This window comes from Photobacterium pectinilyticum (assembly GCF_024357955.1).
In the GTDB taxonomy this organism is placed as follows: domain Bacteria; phylum Pseudomonadota; class Gammaproteobacteria; order Enterobacterales; family Vibrionaceae; genus Photobacterium; species Photobacterium pectinilyticum.
Genome location: NZ_JANEYT010000004.1, coordinates 17,729 through 41,040, shown reverse-complemented (window position 1 = coordinate 41,040; position 23,312 = coordinate 17,729). Strand labels below are relative to the sequence as shown.

The following is a 23,312-nucleotide window of genomic DNA, read 5'->3' as shown; positions in this document are numbered from 1 at the left end:
TCAGCGTCTCCTTAGATCGACAGTTTATCGACGCGCTTACCGCCGTAAACCAAGTTAACCAGTGCACGAGTACCAATAATGGCCGTGAACATGGAAGTCAAAATACCAATTGATAACGTCACAGCGAAACCTTTAATCGCACCGGTACCCACGGCAAACAAGATAATTGCAGTGATCAAGGTGGTAATGTTGGCATCGGCAATCGTACTGAAGGCATTGGCATAACCCTGCTGAATCGCATGCTGCGGGCTGCGGCCCTCGCGAAGCTCTTCACGGATACGTTCGAAAATCAGTACGTTGGCATCAACCGCCATACCTACCGTCAGAACGATACCGGCAATACCCGGCAAGGTCATGGTTGCACCCGGGATCATCGACATCACACCGATAATCAGTACCAGGTTCATCAATAGCGCCATATTGGCAAATAGACCAAAGCGACGGTAGTAAATAAGGGTAAACAGCATAACTGCAACCATACCCCAGATCATCGCCTGGATACCCATATCAATGTTCTGCTGACCCATTGATGGACCAATGGTACGTTCTTCGACAATTGAGATAGGAGCAATCAGTGCACCAGCTCGTAGCAGTAGCGCCAAGTTATGGGCTTCAGCCTGCGAGTCGATACCGGTAATACGGAAGTTACGGCCTAGCGCAGTCTGGATAGTTGCCTGGTTAATCACTTCTTCGTGTTTTTCCAGGATAACCTTGCCACTTTCTTCACGCTCGCCACTGTCTTTATATTCAGTAAAGACAGTCGCCATCAGCTTGCCCACGTTATTACGCGAGAAGGCTGTCATCTTGCTACCACCTTCGCTGTCTAGCGAAATGTTTACCTGAGGGCGGCCATATTCATCGGCACTTGAGCTGGCGTCAGTAATGTGAGAACCCGATAGGATCACACGCTTTTTCAGCACAACAGGACGGCTATCACGAGTGAACTTCACTTCGCTACCCGGAGGAACACGGCCAGAAGCCGCTGCCGCTAGGTCAGCCGAGTTATCCACTTCACGGAACTCAAGCGTTGCTGTGGCACCGAGGATTTCCTTGGCACGGGCAGTATCTTGAACACCTGGAAGCTCCACTACGATGCGGTTGGCACCCTGGCGCTGAACCAATGGCTCGGCCACGCCCAGTTCGTTAACACGGTTACGCAGGATAGTGATGTTCTGGTTGACTGCGTAATTACGGATTTCCTGCAGGCGCGCATCGGTGAATGTCGCACTTAGCAAGAAGCCGCTAGTTGTGTCGGTAAACAACATATCCGGATGAAGACGCTGTAGCTCACGCTTGGCTTCTGCCAATTGCTCTACATTACGCAGACGAACTTCGACAGCCTCATCGGTTTTGCTGATTGCGCGATAACGAATTTTCGCTTCACGTAATTCAGTACGGAATGTTTCTTCTTGCTGGCCCAGCAATTTTTCCATTGCTGCGTCCATATCGACTTCCATCAAGAAATGCACACCGCCACGCAGGTCAAGACCCAGTTTCATTGGGTTAGCGCCGATGGATTCAAGCCAGTCAGGAGTCGAAGCGGCAAGGTTGAGGGCGACAACGAAATCGTCACCAAGCTGTTCGTTAAGAATATCGCGAGCACTGATTTGGGTATCAGTGTCGTTAAAGCGGACCAGGACAGTACCGTTTTCGAAAGCGACTGATTTATAAGAGATTTGATTTTGTTCCAAATCTTCGGTGACGGCATCCAGCGTGGACATATCTGCCGAGGCGCCACGCGCCCCGGAGATTTGAATTGCTGGATCTTCACCGTATACATTGGGAAGTGCGTAGAGCAAACCGATAAGTAATGCGAACACTACCATCAGGTTCTTCCACAAGGGATAACGGTTTAGCACTGCAGTGATCCTTCAAAGCAAATTTTTACAGAGACTTCATTGTGCCTTTTGGCAGAACGGCAGTAACGAAGTCTTTTTTGATAGTCACTTCGGTAGTATCGTTCAGACCGATAACAATGTAGTCGTTTTCTTCAGAAACCTTGGCGATTTTGCCAACAAGGCCACCGCTGGTAAGCACTTCATCACCTTTGCCCATAGAAGACATCAGGGTTTTGTGCTCTTTCACACGTTTCGCCTGCGGGCGGTAAATCATGAAGTAGAAGATTACGGCAAAAAGGCCAAGCATGATAAATAGCTGCATACCGCCGCCCTGTGGTGCACCTTCCGCTGCCGCGTGTGCTTGAGAGATCAGACTCATTTACTAACGTCCTCGATTATTTGTTGTCATTTAATGGTGGAACTTCACGGTTGCGACGTGCATAGAATTCTTCTACGAACACATCGAAACGATCTTCTTCAATCGCACTGCGGATACTTTCCATCAAACGCTGGTAGTAACGCAAATTGTGGATTGTGTTAAGGCGCGCACCCAAGATTTCATTACATTTATCCAGGTGATACAGATACGCCTTCGAATACTTGCGACAAGTGTAACAGTCACAGTGCGGATCGAGAGGGGTTGTATCCGTTTTATGTTTCGCATTACGGATCTTGATCACACCTCCGGTCACAAACAGGTGGCCGTTTCGGGCATTTCGAGTCGGCATCACGCAGTCGAACATGTCGATACCGCGGCGAACACCTTCAACCAAGTCTTCTGGTTTACCCACGCCCATCAGGTAACGCGGCTTGTCTTCAGGTAGCTGCGGACACGTGTGCTCAAGAACACGGTGCATGTCTTCTTTCGGCTCACCGACAGCAAGACCACCTACCGCATAACCGTCAAAGCCAATTTTAGTCAGGCCTTCAACGGAAACATCGCGCAAGTCTTCATATACACCACCTTGGACGATACCAAACAGTGCATTTTTGTTACTAAGTTTGTCAAAGTGATTACGGCTACGCTGTGCCCAGCGCAGAGACATCTCCATCGACTTCTTCGCTTCGTCGTGTGTCGCCGGGTATGGCGTACACTCATCGAAGATCATAACAACATCAGAACCTAGGTCCTTTTGAATTTCCATCGACTTTTCTGCGTCCATGAAAATCTTGTCACCGTTTACCGGGTTACGGAAGTGAACACCTTCTTCGGTGATTTTACGGATATCGCCCAAGCTGAATACCTGGAAGCCGCCTGAATCAGTCAGGATCGGCCCCTGCCACTGCATAAAGTCATGCAGGTCACCGTGCATTTTCATGACTTCTTGGCCAGGACGCAGCCAAAGGTGGAAGGTATTACCCAGCAAGATTTGCGCGCCGGTTTCTTCCACTTCTTCCGGAGTCATACCCTTAACGGTACCGTAAGTACCCACAGGCATGAAGGCCGGTGTTTCTACCGTACCACGCTCAAACTGCAAACGACCACGACGGGCACGTCCCAGGGTTTTATCTAATTCAAATTTCACAAAGCCTCCAACAGCCAGAGAAACAATCTGACATAAATGTCCCCATCCCGCTAAGGTCAGGGACACAACAATGGCAGCACCAGCACACGCCAGTCCTGCCTAAACATACCTGCCAATAAGAGTGCAGGTGTTCCACTCCGCCCTAAAGCCTAGTGGAAGAATATGTCATCGTCTGGGCTTTTCGCCGAGAGATGAAACGTACAAAGGCTGCATTTTAACAAATGCAGCCTTAAGTAACACTGACTTCGTCAATGAAAAATACGATTACACGGTTTTGCGGGTAATGAACATCGAGTCACCATAGCTGAAGAAACGGTATTTATTTTCAACAGCTTGCTTGTAAGCGTTCATCGTATTCTCGTAACCAGCAAAAGCACTCACCAACATGATCAGAGTAGATTCTGGCAAGTGGAAGTTGGTGATCAATACATCAATCAACTGGTACTCATAACCTGGGTAGATGAAGATTTCGGTATCGCCGAAAAATGGCTTCAGCTCTGTGCCTTTCTGCTTAGCATCTTGGGCGGCACTCTCCAGAGAGCGTACCGATGTCGTCCCTACCGCAATGACACGCTTGCCATTGGCCTTGGTGGCATTAATTGCCGTAACAACGTCTTCAGGCACTTCAACATATTCGGCATGCATGTGGTGGTCGTTGATATTATCAACGCGCACCGGCTGGAAAGTTCCTGCGCCAACATGCAAGGTAACAAAGGCAAAGTTCACCCCTTTCGCCTTGAGATCTGCCATCAACTCATCGTCAAAGTGCAGGCCGGCCGTTGGGGCTGCCACCGCTCCCGGCTTGGCGTTGTATACCGTTTGGTAGCGCTCTTTATCAGAGTCTTCATCAGGGCGGTCAATATAAGGAGGAAGCGGCATGTGGCCTACTTCTTCTAGGATTTCCAACACCGTTTTGTCGCTGTTAAAGCGGATTTCGAACAATGCGTCATGGCGGGCAACCATTTCTGCCTGATACTCATCATTCTCACCAAGGAACAATTCATTACCCGGTTTAGGTGATTTTGACGCACGTACGTGGGCAAGAATACTCTTGTCATCCAGCATACGCTCAACCAAGACTTCCATCTTACCGCCAGATGCTTTGCGACCAAATAAACGCGCAGGGATCACTCGGGTATTGTTGAACACTAACAAATCACCCGGTTCTACCAGATCCAGTACATCCTTAAAGCCTTTGTGCGCCAGCTCACCAGTATTACCGGTCAACTGTAACAAGCGGCTAGCAGTACGCTGAGGTTGTGGATAACGAGCAATCAGCTCATCAGGTAAGTCAAAGTCAAAATCGGAAACTTGCATCATTAGGGCCCTAAATTACAGCAGGCAGCTAGTATAGGCTGCCACACTGCAATATCAAGCAAAGATCACCTTGACAGGCCGGGGCTGGAGTCGATGCAAAGGCTAAATCGCAACGCGACGGCGTAACCCGATAACAACACTCAGCAATACCAAACTACCGATCCCTATCATTCCCCCCCCGCCGCTACTGCTATTACCTCCGCTGGCGACCGACTGAGAGCCTTCGACGGCATCACCCGCCCCGTCGTAATTGGCGAGGAAGGGATCAACGGCAAACTCCGGTGTCATCTGATTGAGGAAGCCCTGGCCTATTTCTCCCTCCAGCCAGGTCGTTTGACCCGCCACTTCCGAATAGACACCAGGCAGTCGCCCGGCACAGCCTTCGCCAAAGCTGACTAGCCCAACTAAGCGTAAACCGAAGTCGCTATCTCCAGCGGCAAGCGGATCCTGCCACACCAAAGGACCTCCCGAATCGCCGAAACAACTGTCTCTGCCAAGCGTAGGCGATACCGAGCCTGCACAGAGAAAAATCTCAGATTCGCCACTGTTGATATTGCTCCCCCACATAGAGTTAGAGCGACAGATATTATCCGGCACCCCTGAAAGCAAGGTTTGCTGAAGCCGGGTTGCCCCGGAGCTGGAATCATTGGCATCGGTGCTCCCCCAGCCGGATACCAATAGGTTAGGCTGACGCTCACCATCTGTTACCCAACCATTGGCAAAAGCCTCGTCAGCACGCTGCTGCTCAGCCGTAGAGGCGAGGCGAATAGGTAAGGCGTCGTCCGGTAAAGTGCTGGATAGCTTGAGGATGGCCATATCATTGGCAAACCGAGAAGAGTTGTAATTAGGGTGGAGTACGATTTCACTCACTGACACAGAATTTAGCGAGCCAGCACTGAATATACTGGTAATGCCAGCCCACACCCGCACATTTTCGGGTTTGGCCGTCTCGCTACCGTTTCGCATGCAGTGGGCGGCGGTCAATACAACATCAGCACTGATGACAACACCACCACAGATAAATGTCCTTTCGTCCGATCCCTCGCCGAAAGTCATATTAAGGTAAGCCTGCCAAGGAATTTCATTCGTTCCAGACTCAATTCCACCAATAATTTTGGCTTGCGGCTCGGGGTCATCACTGTAAACAGAGAATGGAAACAACATCGCCCAAGACAGCAAAATAAACAGCAGCTTACGCATCGACTCATTCCTCTACGGCATCATTTTATTGAGTATACGACACAATCTCTTTTTTAACTTATGAGAAACAAATGAGAAACAGTGAAATAACTTGCCATTCTTTGACTGGCGTCATAGGTCGTGCAGTCAGGATTAGCTACATTCATAGAGAAAGCAAAATAAAGAAAGTTATACAGCCTGCAATGCGGGCAATAACAACAAATAGCTCACCGTTATTGAGGAGGCTCTATGTTTACCGTTTCCGACATGATGACGCCCTGCCCCCATACCTTGACCGCATCCCACACTCTGGCCGATGCCAAGCGGATAATGGCAAAACATCATATCCATCATGTACCTATTACCGACAAAGACAACCACCTTATTGGCTTAGTTAGCCAGCGAGATATCTTATCAGCGCAAGAGTCTAGTCTTGAGCAAATATCCAAAAGCACCTTTATCTCAGCTCTAGATATCCCCCTTGAGCAAACCATGCACCGTAACCTGAGAAGCGTCGAGCCGACGGCTGGGCTGAAAGAAGCGGCACTCTACATGCAGAAACACCAGATTGGCTGTTTACCCATTGTCGACCACAATAAACTAGTAGGGATCATCACTGATACTGACTTTGTCTCCATCGCCATCAATTTACTGGAGCTGCAAGAAGAGGTCGAACCGATTGAAAGCGACTCTGCATCCACCTACTGAAACATCAGCCAAGCACTGTGCCAGAAAGCCCAGCGATATTTAGCCGCGCATGAACTTTCTGGCCCACCTCCACCTTGCCCAGCAGTGCAATAGCCACCTCGCAGGTAACCTGCTAGCCGATTTCGTCAGGGGTGATCCCTATCGGCAATTCGAACAAGACATCGCAGATGGCATCAAGCTTCACCGCTTCGTCGACAGCTATATCGATGCGATGCCGGAGGTACGCCAATGCCGGCAACTGTTTGGAGCGGACACCCGCCGGGTCAGCGGTATCGCCCTCGATATGGTCTGGGACCACTTTCTGGCTCGTCACTGGCAGCAATTCCACCCTCAGACACTGCCTGATTTTGTTCGCGAAGCCAGGGCCGAAGTCGAGCAATATCAACACAATATGCCAGAGAACTACCTCCTTACAGTGAACCGGATGTGGCAGCAAAACTGGCTTTTTAAATACCAGTACCCCGAGTCACTGGAAACATCTTTAACCCGGATGGCCAGCCGTAGGCCACGGCTCCACCAACTCGCCCTTACTCCCGCCGTTTTGATGATTAACTATAACGAGTTAGAGCAACAGTTCTTTTCGATTTACCCGCAAGTCGAACAGGCTGCAAAGCGCTTTCGACCTTGAAAAAAAGAGCGCCAATAAGGCGCTCAAAAATCAAAAATAGATTGTCAAAAATACTAGGAGGTTTGGTATACCAGTTATTTGAACTGCTCTTCCTCAGTCGAGCCAGTCAAGGCTGTCACCGACGAGTTGCCCCCCTGAATGGTATTGGTCATCTTATCGAAATAGCCGGTACCCACTTCCTGCTGGTGAGCGACAAAGGTATAGCCTTTATCAGCTGCTTCGAATTCTGGACGCTGCACTTTCTCGACATAATGACGCATGCCTTCGCCCTGAGCATAAGAGTGAGCCAGTTCGAACATGTTGAACCACATATTGTGGATACCAGCCAAAGTAATAAACTGGTACTTATACCCCATATCCGATAGCTCCTGCTGGAACTTAGCAATAGTCTCTGCGTCCAGATTCTTCTCCCAGTTGAAAGAAGGCGAGCAGTTGTAAGCCAACAGCTGGTCTGGGTACTGGGCATGGATAGCCTCGGCAAATTTACGTGCCTCTTCCAGACAAGGGGTGGCCGTTTCACACCAAATCAAATCGGCATAAGGTGCATAGGCAAGGCCGCGGGCAATCGCCTGATCAATACCGGCACGCACGCGGTAGAAGCCTTCTTGAGAGCGCTCACCGATAATAAAATCTTTATCGTATGGGTCACAGTCTGAGGTCAATAAGTCAGCAGCATTGGCATCGGTACGGGCAATAACCAAGGTTGTAGTACCTGCCACATCCGCAGCCAGGCGTGCGGCAACCAATTTCTGTACCGCTTCCTGAGTCGGCACCAGTACTTTACCCCCCATATGACCACACTTCTTCACAGACGCGAGCTGATCTTCAAAATGCACACCGGCTGCCCCGGCGTCAATCATGTTGCGCATTAGCTCATAGGCATTCAATACACCACCGAAGCCGGCTTCGGCATCCGCGACAATTGGCAGGAAGTAATCAATACCTTCTTCAGGTGAACTACCGGTTGACCATTGGATTTGGTCCGCACGGCGGAACGAGTTATTGATGCGCTTGACCACAGCCGGAACTGAATCTACCGGGTACAGCGATTGATCAGGGTACATGCTTGAGGCTGTATTGTTATCGGCAGCGACCTGCCACCCGGAAAGATAAATCGCTTCGATACCCGCTTTGGCCTGCTGTACCGCCTGACCACCGGTCAATGCGCCCAAACAGTTAACGTACCCTTTTTTTGCGTCACCGTTGACCAGATCCCACAGTTTGTCGGCACCGCGTTGGGCTATGGTGTTGGCCGGGGCAAAAGAGCCGCGTAGGTTAATGACCTCTTCCGCAGTGTAGGTACGCTTAACATGCTTCCAACGTGGGTTTTCCGCCCAGTCCTTTTCCAATGCTTCAATTTGTTGCTGGCGAGTCAATGTCATAATGATGTCCCTCGTTTCATTTGGCGATAATCGCATCACATTTTGTTATTGGCGAAACTGACTTTTTATTGGCCCGATAAGATTAAACGGTCACGGGCCTTTTCTCGTTATTGGCTTTTTTAATGTTGCTAATTGGTGTACTTATTTCTTTCGGTGCGACCTATCCACCGCTATGAAAGATACTCATAGCCCGGTAAGGTCAGGAAGTTAACCAGCTCATCACTGGTGGTCAGCTGTGACATCAATACCGCAGCCTCGTTGTATCTTCCCTGTTGGAAATGCTCACTGCCCAGCTCCTGCTCAAGCACTTGCATCTCATCTTTCAGCATTTGTTCAAACAGCGCTTTGGTTACCACACTGCCGTTACTTAGCGATTTACCGTGCTTGATCCACTGCCAGATTGAAGCCCGTGAAATTTCAGCGGTTGCCGCATCTTCCATCAGACCGTAGATAGGTACACAACCATTACCGGAAATCCAAGACTCGATATATTGCACGGCCACACGAATGTTATGGCGCATCCCCTCTTCGGTTCTGTCCCCTTGGCATGGCTCAAGTAGCATATCAGCGGTGATCGGAGCATCGTCGCTGCGCGAGATATCCAGTTGGTTAGTACGCGATCCTAATACCTCATCAAATACCGCTCTGGCGGTGCTGGCAAGCCCTGGGTGAGCAACCCAAGTCCCATCATGGCCGTTGTTGGCTTCCAGTGATTTATCGGTTTGGATCTTGTTAAGTACCCATTCATTACGCTCAGGATCTTTGGATGGAATAAAAGCGGCCATTCCCCCCATCGCAAATGCCCCACGGCGGTGGCAGGTTCTGACCAGCAGTCGTGAATAAGCATTGAGGAAAGGCTTTTCCATCGTCACGACTTGACGATCCGGCAAAATGCGATCGGGATGATTGCGCAATGTCTTGATGTAGCTGAAAATATAATCCCAGCGTCCACAGTTAAGACCCACAATATGCTCTTTGAGGCTGTAGAGGATTTCTTCCATCTCAAATACTGCTGGCAAAGTCTCAATCAGAACCGTGGCTTTAATCGTGCCTCTGGGCAGCTCAAAGGAATCCTCGGTATAGCTGAAGACTTCACTCCACCATGCAGCTTCCTGATAAGCCTGTAGCTTAGGAATGTAGAAATAAGGACCGCTGCCTTTCTCTAGCAGTTTCTGATAGTTATGATAGAAATACAAAGCAAAGTCGAGCAGGCAACCTGGAATGGGCTCCCCCTGCCAAAGCAGGTGTTTTTCAGGTAAGTGCAAACCACGCACCCGGCAGATCAACACCGCAGGGTCGTCGTTAAGTTGATATTGTTTGCCTGATTCGGGATTAGTGTAGGAAATCGTGCCGTTAACGGCATCTTTGAGATTCTGCTGCCCAGCGAGTACCTCTCCCCAAGCAGGTGCGAAAGAATCTTCAAAATCGGCCATGAAGACTTTGACATCGGCGTTGAGCGCATTGATCACCATCTTGCGCTCGACAGGGCCAGTGATCTCAACACGGCGATCCTGCAAGTCTTGCGGAATATTTTGTACAGTCCACTCGCTATTTCGGATTTCAGCGGTGTCTGGCAGAAAGTCGGGTAGGCTACCGGCGTCAATAGCAAGCTGACGGTGCTCTCGGGTCGCCAATAGCTCAGAAACCCTGCCAGCAAAGCGCTGTACAAGCCCCTCTAAGAAAGCCAACGCTTCATCATTGAGGATGTCAGCCTGCTCTGCCGATAACGGTGTCTGTAGCGATAGCTTCACTTCATGGTTAGTAGACATATCGTTTTCCATTCCTCACGCTCCCTTACGAATGTAACTTAATCACCACCCAAACCAAGTACGCTTTCGTCTACACGCAAACAAACTTGACTTTAACGCCCTATTTACGTTGCCGTAACATACGCCCAATTGCAAGACATGACAATTTGAGCTCGCTAGTGACAGCCCACTCATAACCATTAAAAACAATAACTTATTAAAAGTAGAGCAATAACTCAAAACACTGAATTGAAACAAATTTTAGGCAAAAACTCGGTTTTCATGACCGGATCTTAATTCCCGCCATTTCGTAACTACTTACGTAATTAAATTACACAAAACTATAATTCAAACACTTGTCCTGATTTGCGTTTCAAACATCGTTGATTTTTTTAAAAGCAGTTATATGCTTAAAAAATAATCATAAAGTAGACCTAAATGTCTATTTTTTATACACAGCAAGCATAGTACCTTAATCAACAGGTTTCATTTATTTTTAGAGCGAAACATAATAAACCTACAAATTAAAGGCAGTTTCATCAGATTGGGTTATTGGAAAATACCAACAGGAGATAAGAAATTAGCATTTTGTGCTGAGATAGACGGTTTTATCCAAGCACTTAATTCTCAGAAGGGAAATAAGACAAAGAAGCCGCAAAACTTGCGGCTCCATACTAAAAAATGGCGACAGAATGAAGTGCTTACAGTAATTCTTCGACAATATCAGCAAGTTGATGGAAGGTGCGGGTCCGGCTGGACGTCGGCCGCCATACTAAACCTATTTCGCGGTACGCTTCCTGACCCGGAGGTTCGACCACAACCAGATTTTGGTTATGCAGCAAACCATGATCAATAGCCATCTGCGGGATGAAGGTCGTTCCAAGCCCATTGGCGACCATTTGCACCAGCGTATGGAGGCTGGTCGCGGTGAACGGATTGATCTTCTCTTTGGTAGTCAGTTTACAAGCTGAAACCGCATGGTCAGTCAAGCAATGTTCTTTTTCTAGCAAGAATACTGACTCATCAGGTAAATCAGCATAGCGTAATGGCGTGGTAACCAGCTCAGCCTGATTGCGGCTGATCACCATCTTGAAGGCATCACGACCGACCACTTGGCTATGCATGCCTTTAATCTCTACCGGCAATGCCAAGATCAGGACATCCATCTCGCCGCTGCGCAAAGCAGCCAGCAAATTAGTCGTAGTATCTTCGCGCAACAATAAGTTGAGATTTGGGTGCAACCGGTTCACTTCCTGTACCAAATCGCAGAGCAGGAAAGGGGCGATTGTCGGGATACACCCCACCCGCAACTGGCCTTCCATGCCATCTCCCATACAATTTGACAGCTCCATCAAATCTTGGCTTCTGGCTAGCAACTCCCTGCTACGGGCGACGACATCTTCGCCGGTCGAGGTAAAGACCAAAGACTTATTGTCCCTTTCAATCAGCTGACAACCTATCAGCTCTTCGAGATTCTGCACCCCGGAGCTCAACGTCGACTGACTAACAAAGCAACGCTTGGCTGCGTCACCAAAATGCCGGGTTTCAAATAAAGTCACTAAATAGTGCAATTGTTTTAGAGAAGGAAACTTGTTCATCGTAAATTTCGATTACATCAATCTATTTATTCCGCTTTTTTGAATTTATCAGTTTCGTTATAGTTTGTCTCGTCCAAACAGAGAGCCGACCGGAAAGGTAGGCGACAAACCGAATATTTAGGAGCACCAAAATGGTACTAGTAGGTCGTCAAGCACCAGATTTTACTGCTGCAGCTGTTCTAGGTAACGGCGAAATCGTTGATAACTTCAACTTCGCAGAATTCACGAAAGGCAAGAAAGCTGTTGTTTTCTTCTACCCACTAGACTTCACGTTCGTATGTCCTTCTGAGCTAATCGCTTTCGACAAGCGTTTTGAAGACTTCCAAGCGAAAGGCGTTGAAGTAATTGGTGTTTCTATCGATTCTCAATTCTCTCACAACGCATGGCGTAACACTGCTGTTGAGAACGGCGGTATCGGTCAGGTTAAGTACCCACTAATCGCTGACGTTAAGCACGAAATCTGTAAAGCTTACGACGTTGAGCACCCAGAAGCAGGCGTTGCTTTCCGTGGTTCTTTCCTAATCGACGAAGACGGTCTTGTACGTCACCAAGTAGTTAACGACCTACCTCTAGGTCGTAACATCGACGAAATGCTACGCATGGTTGACGCGCTAAACTTCCACCAGAAGAACGGTGAAGTTTGTCCAGCACAGTGGGAAGAAGGCAAAGCAGGTATGGACGCATCTCCAAAAGGTGTTGCTGACTACCTATCTGAGCACACTGCAGACCTAGCTAAGTAATTAGCAATTAACACCACGCTCACGGTGTTAATCAGGCAACAAACGCAATAGCGTAAAGCCAAAGTCAGCCAATAGGCAAAAATAGAATGAGGCCCGGACACACCGGGCCCTTTTTGTATCTGGACGATGTCATTTTACCCACCTTCCACCTTACATCTTCCATTCGGTTTTTGATCTGACTAAGCGTCTCAAAACCCAATATCATCTACACTGCTTGACACCCCCCCCTTTGTACAGTCGTTGCTATGACCGTTGACCATATTGAAGTTTGTATCGACAACATTGAATCACTCCACCTTGCCCAACAAGGCGGTGCCACCCGTATCGAACTCTGCTCTTCACTCACGCTTGGAGGGCTCACCCCCAATGCCGGATTAATGCAACTTGCCGCCAAACACGCCAAGGTGCCGGTTTACGCCATGATCCGCCCACGCCAAGGTGACTTCTTGTTCTCGAGCCAAGACAAGGAAATCATGCTGGCAGATGCCCATACTGCAAAACAGGCCGGGCTCGATGGGCTGGTGATCGGTGCGCTAAACAACGACAGTACCGTTGATGAGGATTTCCTTACCGAGATCCGGCGCCAAGCCAGCGGAATGGGACTGACCTTCCACCGTGCTATCGACCAGTGCCTGGATCCAATGGCTGCCTTGGACATCATCATGAAGCATAACTGCGAGCGCGTACTCTCTTCCGGGCTCGAAGCCAATGCCTTCGACGGCATCCCAATGCTGCGCAAAATGGTGGCGCACTGTGGTGCACATGTCGCAATTATGGCGGGAGCCGGTGTCAATGCAGGTAATGTCGCACAAATCGTCCAACAGGCAGGCATCAGAGAAGTGCATTTATCGGGTAAATCCACCCGCCCTTCCAAGATGCGCAGCTATGCCAACTCTGCCCATATGGGCAATGCCGATATCGATGATTTCGCTATCCCGGTCACTGCACCGGAGAAAATTGCTGACGTGATACGTGCATTAAGCGCCCTTTAAATCACCGCGATTATGTGTGTCTTTCGAGGCCACTGGTCCATACCAATCTAGATAAGTCGTTGATCTCGTATTTATCTAGATTGGAAAAATAGTGCTATCTACCTCAAGCAATTCGCCATCTCATTCGTCAAATTCCAGTTTCCGAGTTACTCTTTTTCTATCAAGTTGAAGCTAAAATAGAGACTCGCTATGCCTTTTGTCCCACCAAAGAAGAAACTCAAAAAAAGCGATTACGACGCCGAGCTGGAACGGCTGCAAATTGAACTGGTCAAGCTTCAGGAATGGATCAAGCAAGAAGGTCTGAAAGTCGTAGTGGTCTTCGAGGGGCGAGATGCCGCAGGGAAAGGCGGAGTCATCAAGCGGATCACTGAAAAGCTCAATCCACGAATAAGCCGTATTGTCGCGTTGGCAAAGCCTACCGAGAGAGAGCGTACTCAATGGTACTTCCAACGCTATGTCGCACATCTTCCAGCAGAAGGTGAAATGGTACTGTTTGATCGCAGCTGGTACAACCGCGCCGGTGTCGAACATGTGATGGGATTTTGTAGCGATGATGAATACGAAGAGTTTCTCCGCTCCTGCCCAGAGTTTGAAAGGATGCTCAAACGCTCCGGGATCATCTTACTCAAATACTGGTTCTCCGTCTCAGACGAAGAGCAAGAAAAACGTTTCATGGAACGCATCAACACCCCGATAAAGCGCTGGAAGTTCAGCCCGATGGACTTGGAGTCCCGTAGCCGCTGGGCTGCCTACTCTGCCGCCAAAGATCGGATGTTCGCTTACACCGATACCAAGCAATGCCCTTGGTGGGTCGTCGATGCCGACACCAAGAAGAAAGCCAGGATCAATTGTATCTCCCACCTCTTGAGCCAAATCCCCTATCAGGATATCCACTACCCAGATATAGAATTACCAGAGGTCAACAAGGAAGGCTACATTCGAGCACCGGAAGAAAACCAGACCTTTGTTCCCGACTTGTTTGCTGATGAGTAAATGCACCAACAATAAAACAATGTTTTAATTGTTGTGTTTCATGTACTATTCCGGATATTCAGTAGTAAAGGAGTAATTGCACTCATGGCCAAGGATTTATCAGCAAATCTTGATTTAAACTTGCTTAAAACCCTACTGGTCATCTATCAGGAGCAAAACCTGCGCAAGGCATCAGAGCGCCTGTTCGTTACCCAGCCCGCCGTCAGTCATGCCTTGCAAAAACTCCGGCTGCATTTCGAGGACGATCTGTTTACCAAAACCCGTACGGGGCTGACTCCGACTCCCTATGCTAAACAACTCTGCCAGGTATTAGCACCGGCACTTGATGGGCTTTTCCAAGCAGTGAACAACAACCAGGAGTTTGATCCACAACAGCTCACTGGCAAATTGCGCATCGCGCTGGCACCACAGTTTCTTTACGCATTGGGCAGTAAAGTGTATTTAGCCATTCACCAACAAGCCCCCAATTGCCAGATAGAAGTATTTACCTGGAATGAAGCGACGTTTAGCGAACTGCTCAATGGCCAGACCCATATAGCCCTTAATTATGATGTTGCCAACACCAGCAAAGAGCTGTTCCGAAAGCCAATCCCCAAAAGTCACCCCGTCATTATTGTCCGAAAAAATCATCCTTACTCTGGCTCGGAACTAGGTGCCACCAGTGACTATGCTGCCAGCGCTATCTGGGCTTGCTTAATCGTGCCGGAGCGAAATGAACTGCTGACCGATGTAGAACAGTACTATGCCCAACATAATCTAACAGCCAACATCGGTTTTCGTTCCAGTTCACCAGAGTCAATTTTGCAAGTGGTTAAACAGTCTGATCTCCTCTTTCCGACCCTCGATATAATGGTACCTGATGATCACCCCGACTTTCGTAAACTCAAAGCCCGCATCGACGGCCCACCCATTGATCACACCACCGTTTGCTATTATCACCAATCAAAGCAAAATGATCCTAAAACCCAATGGTTATTTAAGCTTATCGAAAGTTTGCTCCTCAAAACTAAAACGGCCGAACAATAAAAACACCATGCAATAAAACCCACTAATCAGTGATATCAACCAAAGTAATTAGATTGTGTACAGCGTTCAATTTAATATTATTGCTATCGAAACGGGATAACACGTTTATCTGTACGCACCATATCTAACTAACTTTATGAGACTTCACATGAAAAAGACGGTTTTTGCTCTAACCATTGCTTCTCTTCTATCGGCTCCAGCTTTGGCATCGAAAGAAGGCTTCTACATTGGTGCTGACTTGGCATCTAACAGCCTAGATGGTGACTCATTTGATACCGGCGTTGGCTTAGTCGCAGGTTATGACTTCCAAGTGTCTCCTGACGTCGTAATTGGGGTTGAAGGTGAATACCGTCATTATGGTGAGGACAGCGAGTCTTACCTTGGTGACACCGCAAAACTAAAGGCTTACTCATACGGTATCAACGTAAAACCGAAATATTATTTCAACGACAACTTCTATGCCGGTGCCCAAGTAGGTCTGCACAACCTAGAAGAAGAGCTAAAGCTTACCATTGATGGGCATAGCGGAAAGTTTTCGGACAACAACACTGTCCTATCGCTTGGCGTAGAAGCTGGCTACGACTTCAACCGCAACGCTTCTGTCAAAGGCGGTTACAAGTCACTCGATTCAGACTACGGTAGCTTCTACATCGGCGCCAACTACAAGTTCTAACTCTTTCCAAGCTGGCGGTAGCATACCGTCAGCTCTCATACCAACCTACATAAATATTTGATCAGTCTTGCAGGTTAAAATCGCTGTTCTCTGCGTTAGATATTTTGTAATTAGAGCCACTAGAATGAAATCACGTATTGTATTGCTACTTGCTGCACTACTCTCGACCAGTGCTTTTGCCAGTTCGGTTTCAGGGCCATATGTAGGTCTGAAGCTAGGATTTACCGATTACAGCAAGTCAACCCTACCTGGCCAATACGGCCTAACGGCAGGCTATGCGTTTGACATTACCCCAAGGGTAACAATGGGGATGGAACTCAATGCCACTGAGCTTGGAGATAGTATTTTCTTCAAAGGTTTTACTGGAATCGACTATAAAACCTATAGCTACAGTGCAGTATTGAAGCCCAAATACCACTTTATGGCATTAGGTCATCAACCTGGTTATGTTGCTGCGGTTCTGGGAGTAAGCCGAATAGAGGAAAGCCGAAAGTACTATGTTGGGGGAGGTGAATATCAAAAAGATCGCGATCAGGATACGACAGGAGTCTATGGCTTCGAGGTAGGTCGTGAAGTCACACTCAACCTTGAAATCATTGGCTATTTCAATTACCAAAAAGCTGATTTGTTCGGTGAAGACAACTATTACCGTAGTTATGGAATGGGGATTAATTACCGGTTTTAGTTCGATAAATAATGGCTCGCCATTCACCGAGTATGACGAGCCCCTCGAAACCGCTATTTAAGGATATTTTCCAACTCTTCCTGACTGGTATGGCGAATATCTTTACCCTTAACGAAATAGATAATGTATTCGCAAATATTCTGGCAGCGATCACCGACCCGCTCAATCGAGCGTGCCGACCACATTACCTGCAAGACATTCGGGATAGAACGCGGGTCTTCCATCATATACGTCATAAGCTGGCGGATTATCGCTTCATATTCACGGTCGATACGGTCATCTTCCTGATAAACATCAATCGCCGCCTTCACATCCATCCGGGCAAAAGCATCCAGTACCTCATGAAGCATACGTACCGCACTCTGACCCAATGCCTCCAACGACACCAACAAGTTATATTGCTTGTTAGTGAAGTTTTCCAGCGCCACTTTAGCAATACTTTCAGCGACATCGCCGATCCGCTCAAGATCCGTGATGGTTTTGATAATCGCAATCACCAAACGTAAATCGCTAGCCGTCGGCTGACGCTTGGCAATAATACGAGTGCAGGCTTCATCAATGGCCACTTCCATTGCATTAACCTTGTGGTCGTCTTTGATAACCCGGCGCGCCAATTCAATATCTTGCTTGTGCATTGCCTTTAGCGCATCGGCCAACTGCTGTTCAACCAACCCCCCCATCGCCAACACATGGGTACGAATACTTTCCAACTCGGCATTAAACTGGCCAGAGATATGACGGCCAAGGTTCAAACTATCCAACATTACTTTCTCCTTAACCGTATCGACCCGTGATGTAATCTTCGGTACGTTTTTCTTTCGGGGTGGTGAATATATCATTGGTACTGGTGTATTCCACCAGCTCTCCCATGTGCATAAAGGCGGTATTATCGGATACCCGTGCAGCCTGCTGCATGTTGTGAGTGACGATAATCACCGTATATTTGGTTTTCAGATCGTTAATCAGCTCTTCAATAGTCAGAGTGGATATCGGATCTAGCGCCGACGTCGGCTCATCAAGCAGTAGAACCTCCGGCTCAATCGCTATTGCCCGTGCAATCACCAAACGCTGCTGCTGGCCACCTGAAAGGCCAAAAGCATTTTCATGCAGACGATCTTTAACCTCGTCCCACAAAGCAGCACCACGGAGCGAGCTTTCCACCGCATCATCCAACACCCGGCGATTCTTGATTCCCTGGAGTCTAAGGCCATAAACCACATTTTCATAAATAGATTTAGGAAATGGATTCGGCCGCTGGAACACCATGCCAACCCGGCGGCGCAGCGAAGCGACATCAACTCGGCCGTCGTAGATATTCTGCCCGTGCAGCATCACTTTACCGTCAACCTTACAGCCTTCAACGAGCTCATTCATTCGATTGATACAGCGCAATAGTGTCGATTTGCCACAGCCTGACGGGCCGATAAATGCCGTCACCTGGCCTTTGGCAATCCGCATATTGATATCATACAGGGCCTGATGGGTACCGTAATGGAGATCCAGCCCCTCGATTGACAGCGCCGTTTTCTCTTCCGGTAACGCTGACAAATCAACAGGCTCAAACAGGCCAATTGGGGAATTAATTGAAAACATACTCTTTCCTGAATCTCACTATTGCTCCAAGGAGCGGAATTTTTCACGCAAGTGGTTACGGATCCCAATGGCTGTCAGGTTCAAACCCACAATAACGGTGACCAACAAAAATGACGTGGCATACACAAGCGGTCGTGCTGCTTCCACATTCGGACTTTGAAAACCGACATCATATATATGATAACCGAGATGCATAAATTTTCGATCCAAATGCAGGTAAGGAAATTGGCCGTCGATCGGTAACGATGGGGCCATTTTCACCACCCCCACCAACATCAAAGGTGCAACCTCGCCAGCAGCCCGGGCAACCGCCAAGATCAAGCCCGTCATGATCGCCGGACTTGCCATCGGCAACACAGTTCGCCACAGAGTCTCAGCCTGCGTCGCTCCCAGTGCTAGTGAACCATGACGGATAGACGTGGGTATTCTGGCCAAGCCTTCTTCAGTGGATACAATCACCACTGGCAAAGTCAGAATCGCCAGGGTCAACGCTGACCATAAAATACCCGGTGTACCAAATGTCGGTGCAGGTAGCTGATCGGCAAAGAACACATCATCAATTTGCGCCCCAACAATATAGACAAAGAAACCTAGGCCGAAGACGCCGTAAACAATCGAGGGCACACCCGCGAGGTTAATCACGGCAACCCTAATCAACTTGGTAAAGATACTTTTCCCGGCATACTCATGAAGGTAGACCGCCGCCAACACCCCCAGCGGAGTCACAATTACACTCATCAGCAACACCATGAACACGGTGCCGAAAATAGCCGGGAACACACCACCTTCGGTATTGGCCTCACGGGGATCATCGCTGACAAAGTGGCCTAGCTGGCTGAGCCAATGGCCTAGCTTACCTGCAGTCGTAAAGTCATTGGGATACCAGTAATCCAAAATCTGCTCGAGCGGCAGCGTAATTTCCTTCCCTGTCATTTCCCGAACAATCAAACTGTCACGATTAAGTTTCTGATGTAACGTCAGCAATTGTTGCTCAATGTGGGTGAACCGCTGCTCGAGCAACTGTCGCTCACCAATCAGTTGAGAAGGATCATCGTATTGACGAGCCTTGTCATTAAGCAACTCAAACTGCTGGTTCAGTTTAACCAGATCCGATTGCTCAATTTGACGGATTAAATCACGAACAATATCAGCTTGCTCCAGGCTGTGCTCAAGCTCTTCGAGTGGGATCGCCTCACCATTATCGATAAGGCCAACCGGATAACCATAGAAGCGCCCATTCTTCAGCCGTTCTATCACGGCAATACCAGCTGCTGGCTCTTGGCTGACAATATGCGGGCCCAGTATGGTTACAAAGTCACTACCCAGCACATCTCGGTTACCGGTTTTGATAACGTAGCGGATAACAGTGTCGCCATCAAAACTCGTGGTATTGATACCGGCTTCTGTCAATTGCTCAACAGGGACCGTTTTACGCTCATACACCTCACCAATAACCGTGCTTTGGTGACCGTTTTGCTGGATTTCAAACTGATAAACAGGCGCAGGCCAGAAGTAGCCAAGCCCCTTCCAGCCAATCAATAGCAATAAGCCAAGCACCACGATCAAGCTAAGGCTAACAGCACCGGCGGTTAGCCATATCCAAGGTGCGCCTGATTTTAACCATCTATTCATTAAATGCGTAATTCATTGTTATTACTGTTTCCAGATCATTCATGGGTGCCTACTTTGTAAGAAATTACAGGGAGCTGTATTTTTCACGTAGACGCTGACGTACTAACTCAGCGACGGTATTAAACATAAATGTAAAAACGAACAGTACAAAAGCGGCCAAGAACATGACCCGATAATGAGAACTTCCGACTTCACTTTCCGGCATTTCAATCGCGATTGTCGCTGACAATGTGCGCATGCCTTCTAAAATGTTCCAATCCATGATTGGTGTATTACCGGTAGCCATCAGCACTATCATGGTTTCACCGATAGCCCGCCCAAGTCCCATCATAATGGCCGAGAAGATCCCCGGACTTGCCGTTAACAGTACAACGCGTGTCAGCGTTTGCCAATGGGTTGCCCCCAAGGCCAATGAGCCGCTGGTCAAATGGCCAGGAACGGAAAAAATCGCGTCTTCGGCGATAGAGAAAATGGTCGGTACCACAGCGATCCCCATCGCAATCCCTACCACTAAGGCATTACGTTGATCGTAACCAATCCCCCACTCGTCGCTCAGGTATGCCCTGACATCTCCAGCAAACCACATTTGTTCAAGCCAAGGACTAAGGTCAAAACAGGCATAGGCTATCAAGACGATCACCGGCATCAGTATGAGGACGTGAAAGCCATTTGGGATCCGACTTCGCCAACTGTCCGGCAGCAAAGACCAACCAATACCGGCCAGCAACATCCCTACAGGGAACATCACGACCAAAGCAACCATGCCGACTAAATGGGATTCCACTATCGGCGCCAGCCAAATACCAGCGAGAAAGCCGAGGATAACGGTCGGTAGTGCCTCCATCAACTCCACGGTGGGTTTCACTATGCCGCGCATCCGCGAAGACATGAAATACGCCGTATATATCGCCCCCGCCAGCGCTAACGGAACGGCAAACATCAAGCCATATAACGCGGCTTTCAACGTACCAAAGATCAATGGTACCAAACTTAGCTTAGGTTCGAATTCATCACTGCCCGATGTCGATTGCCAGACATAATCCGGCTCAGGGTAGCCCTCGTACCAAATTTTCTGCCACAAAGAGGCGAACCCTATCTCGGGGTGAGGGTTATCGACATCAAAAACCTGCCAATCATTGCCCTTTAGCGCGACTAAGCGATCTGCCCGTGGCGAAATCATAATTTGCTGCGGTGGGCCATCAGCAAAAACCGGTTCGCGGTATATCGCCCCTTTTACCGTGGTATAAAATGCCGATAGCTGTCCATCCTGCTGCAGGGCAAAAAAGCCCTTGCGGGTATACTCAGGGATCAAAGCGGTTACCGGGCTATCACCAACGGCAAAATTGCGGGTTCTGACCAGTTCACGCTTACCACCTTTACGGGTTTCAAACCACTGGGACAACGATTGATCACTGTGACTGATTAGCAGAGAGTTGGCACCCGATAGCAAAGCCAGCTGTTGCGCCTGGCTACCTGTAGGTTCAATCTCAACCACTTCACGAACCCAGCCTGAAGTACTACCAAACGCGATAACGTATACCTTTTCACCCGCGAGAACATAGGCTGTACGGGCATCAGGTGTCACCGCAATGTCTTTGACTTCAGTTGGCAATCCGCTGATAGCAAAAGAAAAAGATTGCCAATTCGTTCCATTCCCACCCAGCACATTGCTCGTTTCAGAAAATAACGCCGCTCTGGCCCGGCCATCAGCCGTGATCCCGAGAATGATAGCCTGCGTATCTCGAACCGACGCCGCTAAGCTCACAATCGGCTGGCCTTTGGGGTCTAATTGGATCCGCTCGTGACCTAATGGATAGCTCAATGAAAGGGCGTTATTACCCTTTGTCACAGCCAAGGAAGGTTTGGCAATCAGTACCTCACCGGACTCGCCTCCCAAAGCATATAATTGATCGGCAGGGAGCGTACGGCCAATACTGACCACATCGTCGAGAAGATTAACCGTACCAACAACGTCTCCCGCAGCGGTTCCGGTAAGGCTTATCGCACTCAGGGAGCCGTCGCCAGCAAGACGGAACAAATGGTCATTGCTGTCACTGACACGAATATCAGCAGCCTTGGTGGTAAAAGCGGTGGTAAATTGCTGCAGGGAGGTCACCTTGACCGATGAGAAGATCGGCAGGATCACATAGAGGAGGTAGAAAAAGATCAAAATGAGGGTAACAAGGACAAAGATCCCACCGGACGTCACACCATAACGAACCAATTTATCTTTTACCTTACGGCCAGGACTCTCTCCCATCAATATCGCACCGGCCTTTGCCATCATTACCTCAATAAATTTACACGTTTACTAATAATATTTCCTTTAGATGACAATTATATGACAGGGCGCCTTTTCCGTCATGTCGACCTCTTAGACTTGAATGACATAAAAGTGAAATAAAAAATATTTATTATTCATTTCTGTGATTTCGTAAAAAATTCAATATCTTGATCGGCCTGTAAGCCTAGACAGGTTCTGCTCATGCTCACATAATAGTCAATATAGAACGGGCAATGACGCCACTTGTATAAGGATATCGTTATGAAGCATCTGATCATTACTGTCATCGGCCAAGATCGCCCTGGCCTAGTAGAAACGCTGTCAGACACGGTTTATCAAAACCATGGCAACTGGCTTTCAAGCAGTCTCAGTAAGTTAGCCGGTCAGTTTACCGGTATCCTGCAAGTAGAAGTCGCCGACCAATATGTCGGCGTGCTCAGCAATGCGCTCAAACAACTTGATGCCCTTCAAGTTCAGGTGGTCGAAGAAGAAAGCAAAACCCTGCAAACTTCGGTTGTGCACCATCTATTGGTCACAGGTAATGACCGCTCAGGTATTGTCAAAGACGTCACGACCAAGCTCAACCAGCTTGGGATAAATATTCATAAACTCAAAACACATTCTGACAGTGCACCCAACTGGGGCTACCCCATTTTTTCTGCCCGTTTCCAATTAGAGTTGCCTAGCAGTCTGAGTATTGAGTACGTACAAGAAGAGCTGGAGAAGATCGCCGATGATCTCACTGTAGATATCGACGATAACTGATCCCT

21 protein-coding genes are annotated in these 23,312 nt (G+C 48.5%); 9 read left to right on the top strand and 12 right to left on the bottom strand.

Annotated elements, in window-relative coordinates:
• Positions 1–11: 11 nt before the first annotated feature.
• The 5 genes from secD to NHN17_RS02865 all read right to left on the bottom strand — a co-directional run bounded on the left by secD (position 12) and on the right by NHN17_RS02865 (position 5,881).
• Positions 12–1,859, bottom strand: a complete 1,848-nt coding sequence (secD, locus tag NHN17_RS02885) for a protein translocase subunit SecD (protein ID WP_255040628.1) — start codon at positions 1,857–1,859, stop codon at positions 12–14.
• Between the two features lie 25 nt (positions 1,860–1,884).
• Entirely contained in the window at positions 1,885–2,217 is a 333-nt protein-coding gene (yajC, locus tag NHN17_RS02880; RefSeq protein ID WP_255040627.1) for a preprotein translocase subunit YajC, read from the bottom strand.
• Positions 2,218–2,233: 16 nt separating this feature from the next.
• Complete coding sequence (gene tgt, locus NHN17_RS02875) at positions 2,234–3,364, bottom strand: tRNA guanosine(34) transglycosylase Tgt (RefSeq protein ID WP_255040626.1); 1,131 nt, start codon at positions 3,362–3,364, stop codon at positions 2,234–2,236.
• A 264-nt stretch (positions 3,365–3,628) separates the two neighbouring features.
• Positions 3,629–4,681, bottom strand: coding sequence for a tRNA preQ1(34) S-adenosylmethionine ribosyltransferase-isomerase QueA (queA, locus tag NHN17_RS02870; RefSeq protein ID WP_255040726.1), 1,053 nt, complete (start codon positions 4,679–4,681; stop codon positions 3,629–3,631).
• Between the two features lie 102 nt (positions 4,682–4,783).
• Positions 4,784–5,881, bottom strand: coding sequence for a S1 family peptidase (locus NHN17_RS02865; RefSeq protein ID WP_255040625.1), 1,098 nt, complete (start codon positions 5,879–5,881; stop codon positions 4,784–4,786).
• A gap of 228 nt (positions 5,882–6,109) precedes the next feature.
• Between NHN17_RS02865 and NHN17_RS02860 the strand changes: the two genes are divergently transcribed.
• Both NHN17_RS02860 and NHN17_RS02855 read left to right on the top strand, forming a co-directional pair.
• On the top strand, positions 6,110–6,568 hold the full coding sequence (locus NHN17_RS02860) for a CBS domain-containing protein (protein ID WP_255040624.1): 459 nt from the start codon (positions 6,110–6,112) through the stop codon (positions 6,566–6,568).
• Between the two features lie 49 nt (positions 6,569–6,617).
• Entirely contained in the window at positions 6,618–7,196 is a 579-nt protein-coding gene (locus NHN17_RS02855; RefSeq protein ID WP_255040623.1) for an acyl carrier protein phosphodiesterase, read from the top strand.
• A 74-nt stretch (positions 7,197–7,270) separates the two neighbouring features.
• Here NHN17_RS02855 and aceA read toward each other — a convergent pair whose 3' ends face one another.
• From aceA to NHN17_RS02840, 3 genes are all read right to left on the bottom strand, one after another.
• Positions 7,271–8,578 (bottom strand): isocitrate lyase, encoded by a 1,308-nt coding sequence (aceA, locus tag NHN17_RS02850; protein ID WP_255040621.1) that lies wholly within the window; start codon positions 8,576–8,578, stop codon positions 7,271–7,273.
• Positions 8,579–8,748: 170 nt separating this feature from the next.
• A complete protein-coding gene (gene aceB, locus NHN17_RS02845) occupies positions 8,749–10,347 on the bottom strand; it encodes a malate synthase A (protein WP_255040620.1) in 1,599 nt (532 codons plus the stop codon).
• 680 nt (positions 10,348–11,027) lie between these two features.
• Positions 11,028–11,924: a hydrogen peroxide-inducible genes activator gene (locus tag NHN17_RS02840; RefSeq protein WP_255040619.1), complete on the bottom strand. Its 897-nt coding sequence runs from the start codon at positions 11,922–11,924 to the stop codon at positions 11,028–11,030.
• A 131-nt stretch (positions 11,925–12,055) separates the two neighbouring features.
• On the opposite strand from NHN17_RS02840, the gene NHN17_RS02835 reads away from it, so the two are divergent.
• The 6 genes from NHN17_RS02835 (at position 12,056) to NHN17_RS02810 (ending at position 17,033) form a co-directional block, all read left to right on the top strand.
• Positions 12,056–12,664 carry a peroxiredoxin C gene (locus NHN17_RS02835; protein ID WP_036817749.1) on the top strand — a complete coding sequence of 203 codons (609 nt, stop codon included), beginning with the start codon at positions 12,056–12,058 and terminating at the stop codon, positions 12,662–12,664.
• 245 nt (positions 12,665–12,909) lie between these two features.
• A complete protein-coding gene (locus NHN17_RS02830) occupies positions 12,910–13,656 on the top strand; it encodes a copper homeostasis protein CutC (RefSeq protein ID WP_255040617.1) in 747 nt (248 codons plus the stop codon).
• A gap of 189 nt (positions 13,657–13,845) precedes the next feature.
• Complete coding sequence (gene ppk2 / locus NHN17_RS02825) at positions 13,846–14,649, top strand: polyphosphate kinase 2 (protein ID WP_255040616.1); 804 nt, start codon at positions 13,846–13,848, stop codon at positions 14,647–14,649.
• A gap of 84 nt (positions 14,650–14,733) precedes the next feature.
• Positions 14,734–15,675: a LysR family transcriptional regulator gene (locus NHN17_RS02820; RefSeq protein ID WP_255040615.1), complete on the top strand. Its 942-nt coding sequence runs from the start codon at positions 14,734–14,736 to the stop codon at positions 15,673–15,675.
• A 148-nt stretch (positions 15,676–15,823) separates the two neighbouring features.
• Positions 15,824–16,348, top strand: coding sequence for a porin family protein (locus NHN17_RS02815; protein WP_255040614.1), 525 nt, complete (start codon positions 15,824–15,826; stop codon positions 16,346–16,348).
• 124 nt (positions 16,349–16,472) lie between these two features.
• On the top strand, positions 16,473–17,033 hold the full coding sequence (locus NHN17_RS02810) for an outer membrane beta-barrel protein (protein ID WP_255040613.1): 561 nt from the start codon (positions 16,473–16,475) through the stop codon (positions 17,031–17,033).
• 53 nt (positions 17,034–17,086) lie between these two features.
• On the opposite strand, the gene phoU is transcribed toward NHN17_RS02810, so the two are convergent.
• The 4 genes from phoU to NHN17_RS02790 form a co-directional block, all read right to left on the bottom strand.
• Positions 17,087–17,797 (bottom strand): phosphate signaling complex protein PhoU, encoded by a 711-nt coding sequence (gene phoU / locus NHN17_RS02805; RefSeq protein WP_255040612.1) that lies wholly within the window; start codon positions 17,795–17,797, stop codon positions 17,087–17,089.
• Positions 17,798–17,807: 10 nt separating this feature from the next.
• On the bottom strand, positions 17,808–18,626 hold the full coding sequence (gene pstB / locus NHN17_RS02800) for a phosphate ABC transporter ATP-binding protein PstB (protein ID WP_255040611.1): 819 nt from the start codon (positions 18,624–18,626) through the stop codon (positions 17,808–17,810).
• Between the two features lie 18 nt (positions 18,627–18,644).
• Complete coding sequence (gene pstA / locus NHN17_RS02795; protein WP_255040610.1) at positions 18,645–20,258, bottom strand: phosphate ABC transporter permease PstA; 1,614 nt, start codon at positions 20,256–20,258, stop codon at positions 18,645–18,647.
• Between the two features lie 64 nt (positions 20,259–20,322).
• Positions 20,323–22,542, bottom strand: a complete 2,220-nt coding sequence (locus tag NHN17_RS02790; protein WP_255040609.1) for an ABC transporter permease subunit — start codon at positions 22,540–22,542, stop codon at positions 20,323–20,325.
• Positions 22,543–22,803: 261 nt separating this feature from the next.
• On the opposite strand from NHN17_RS02790, the gene NHN17_RS02785 reads away from it, so the two are divergent.
• Positions 22,804–23,307, top strand: coding sequence for a glycine cleavage system transcriptional repressor (locus NHN17_RS02785; protein WP_255040608.1), 504 nt, complete (start codon positions 22,804–22,806; stop codon positions 23,305–23,307).
• Positions 23,308–23,312 lie beyond the last annotated feature (5 nt).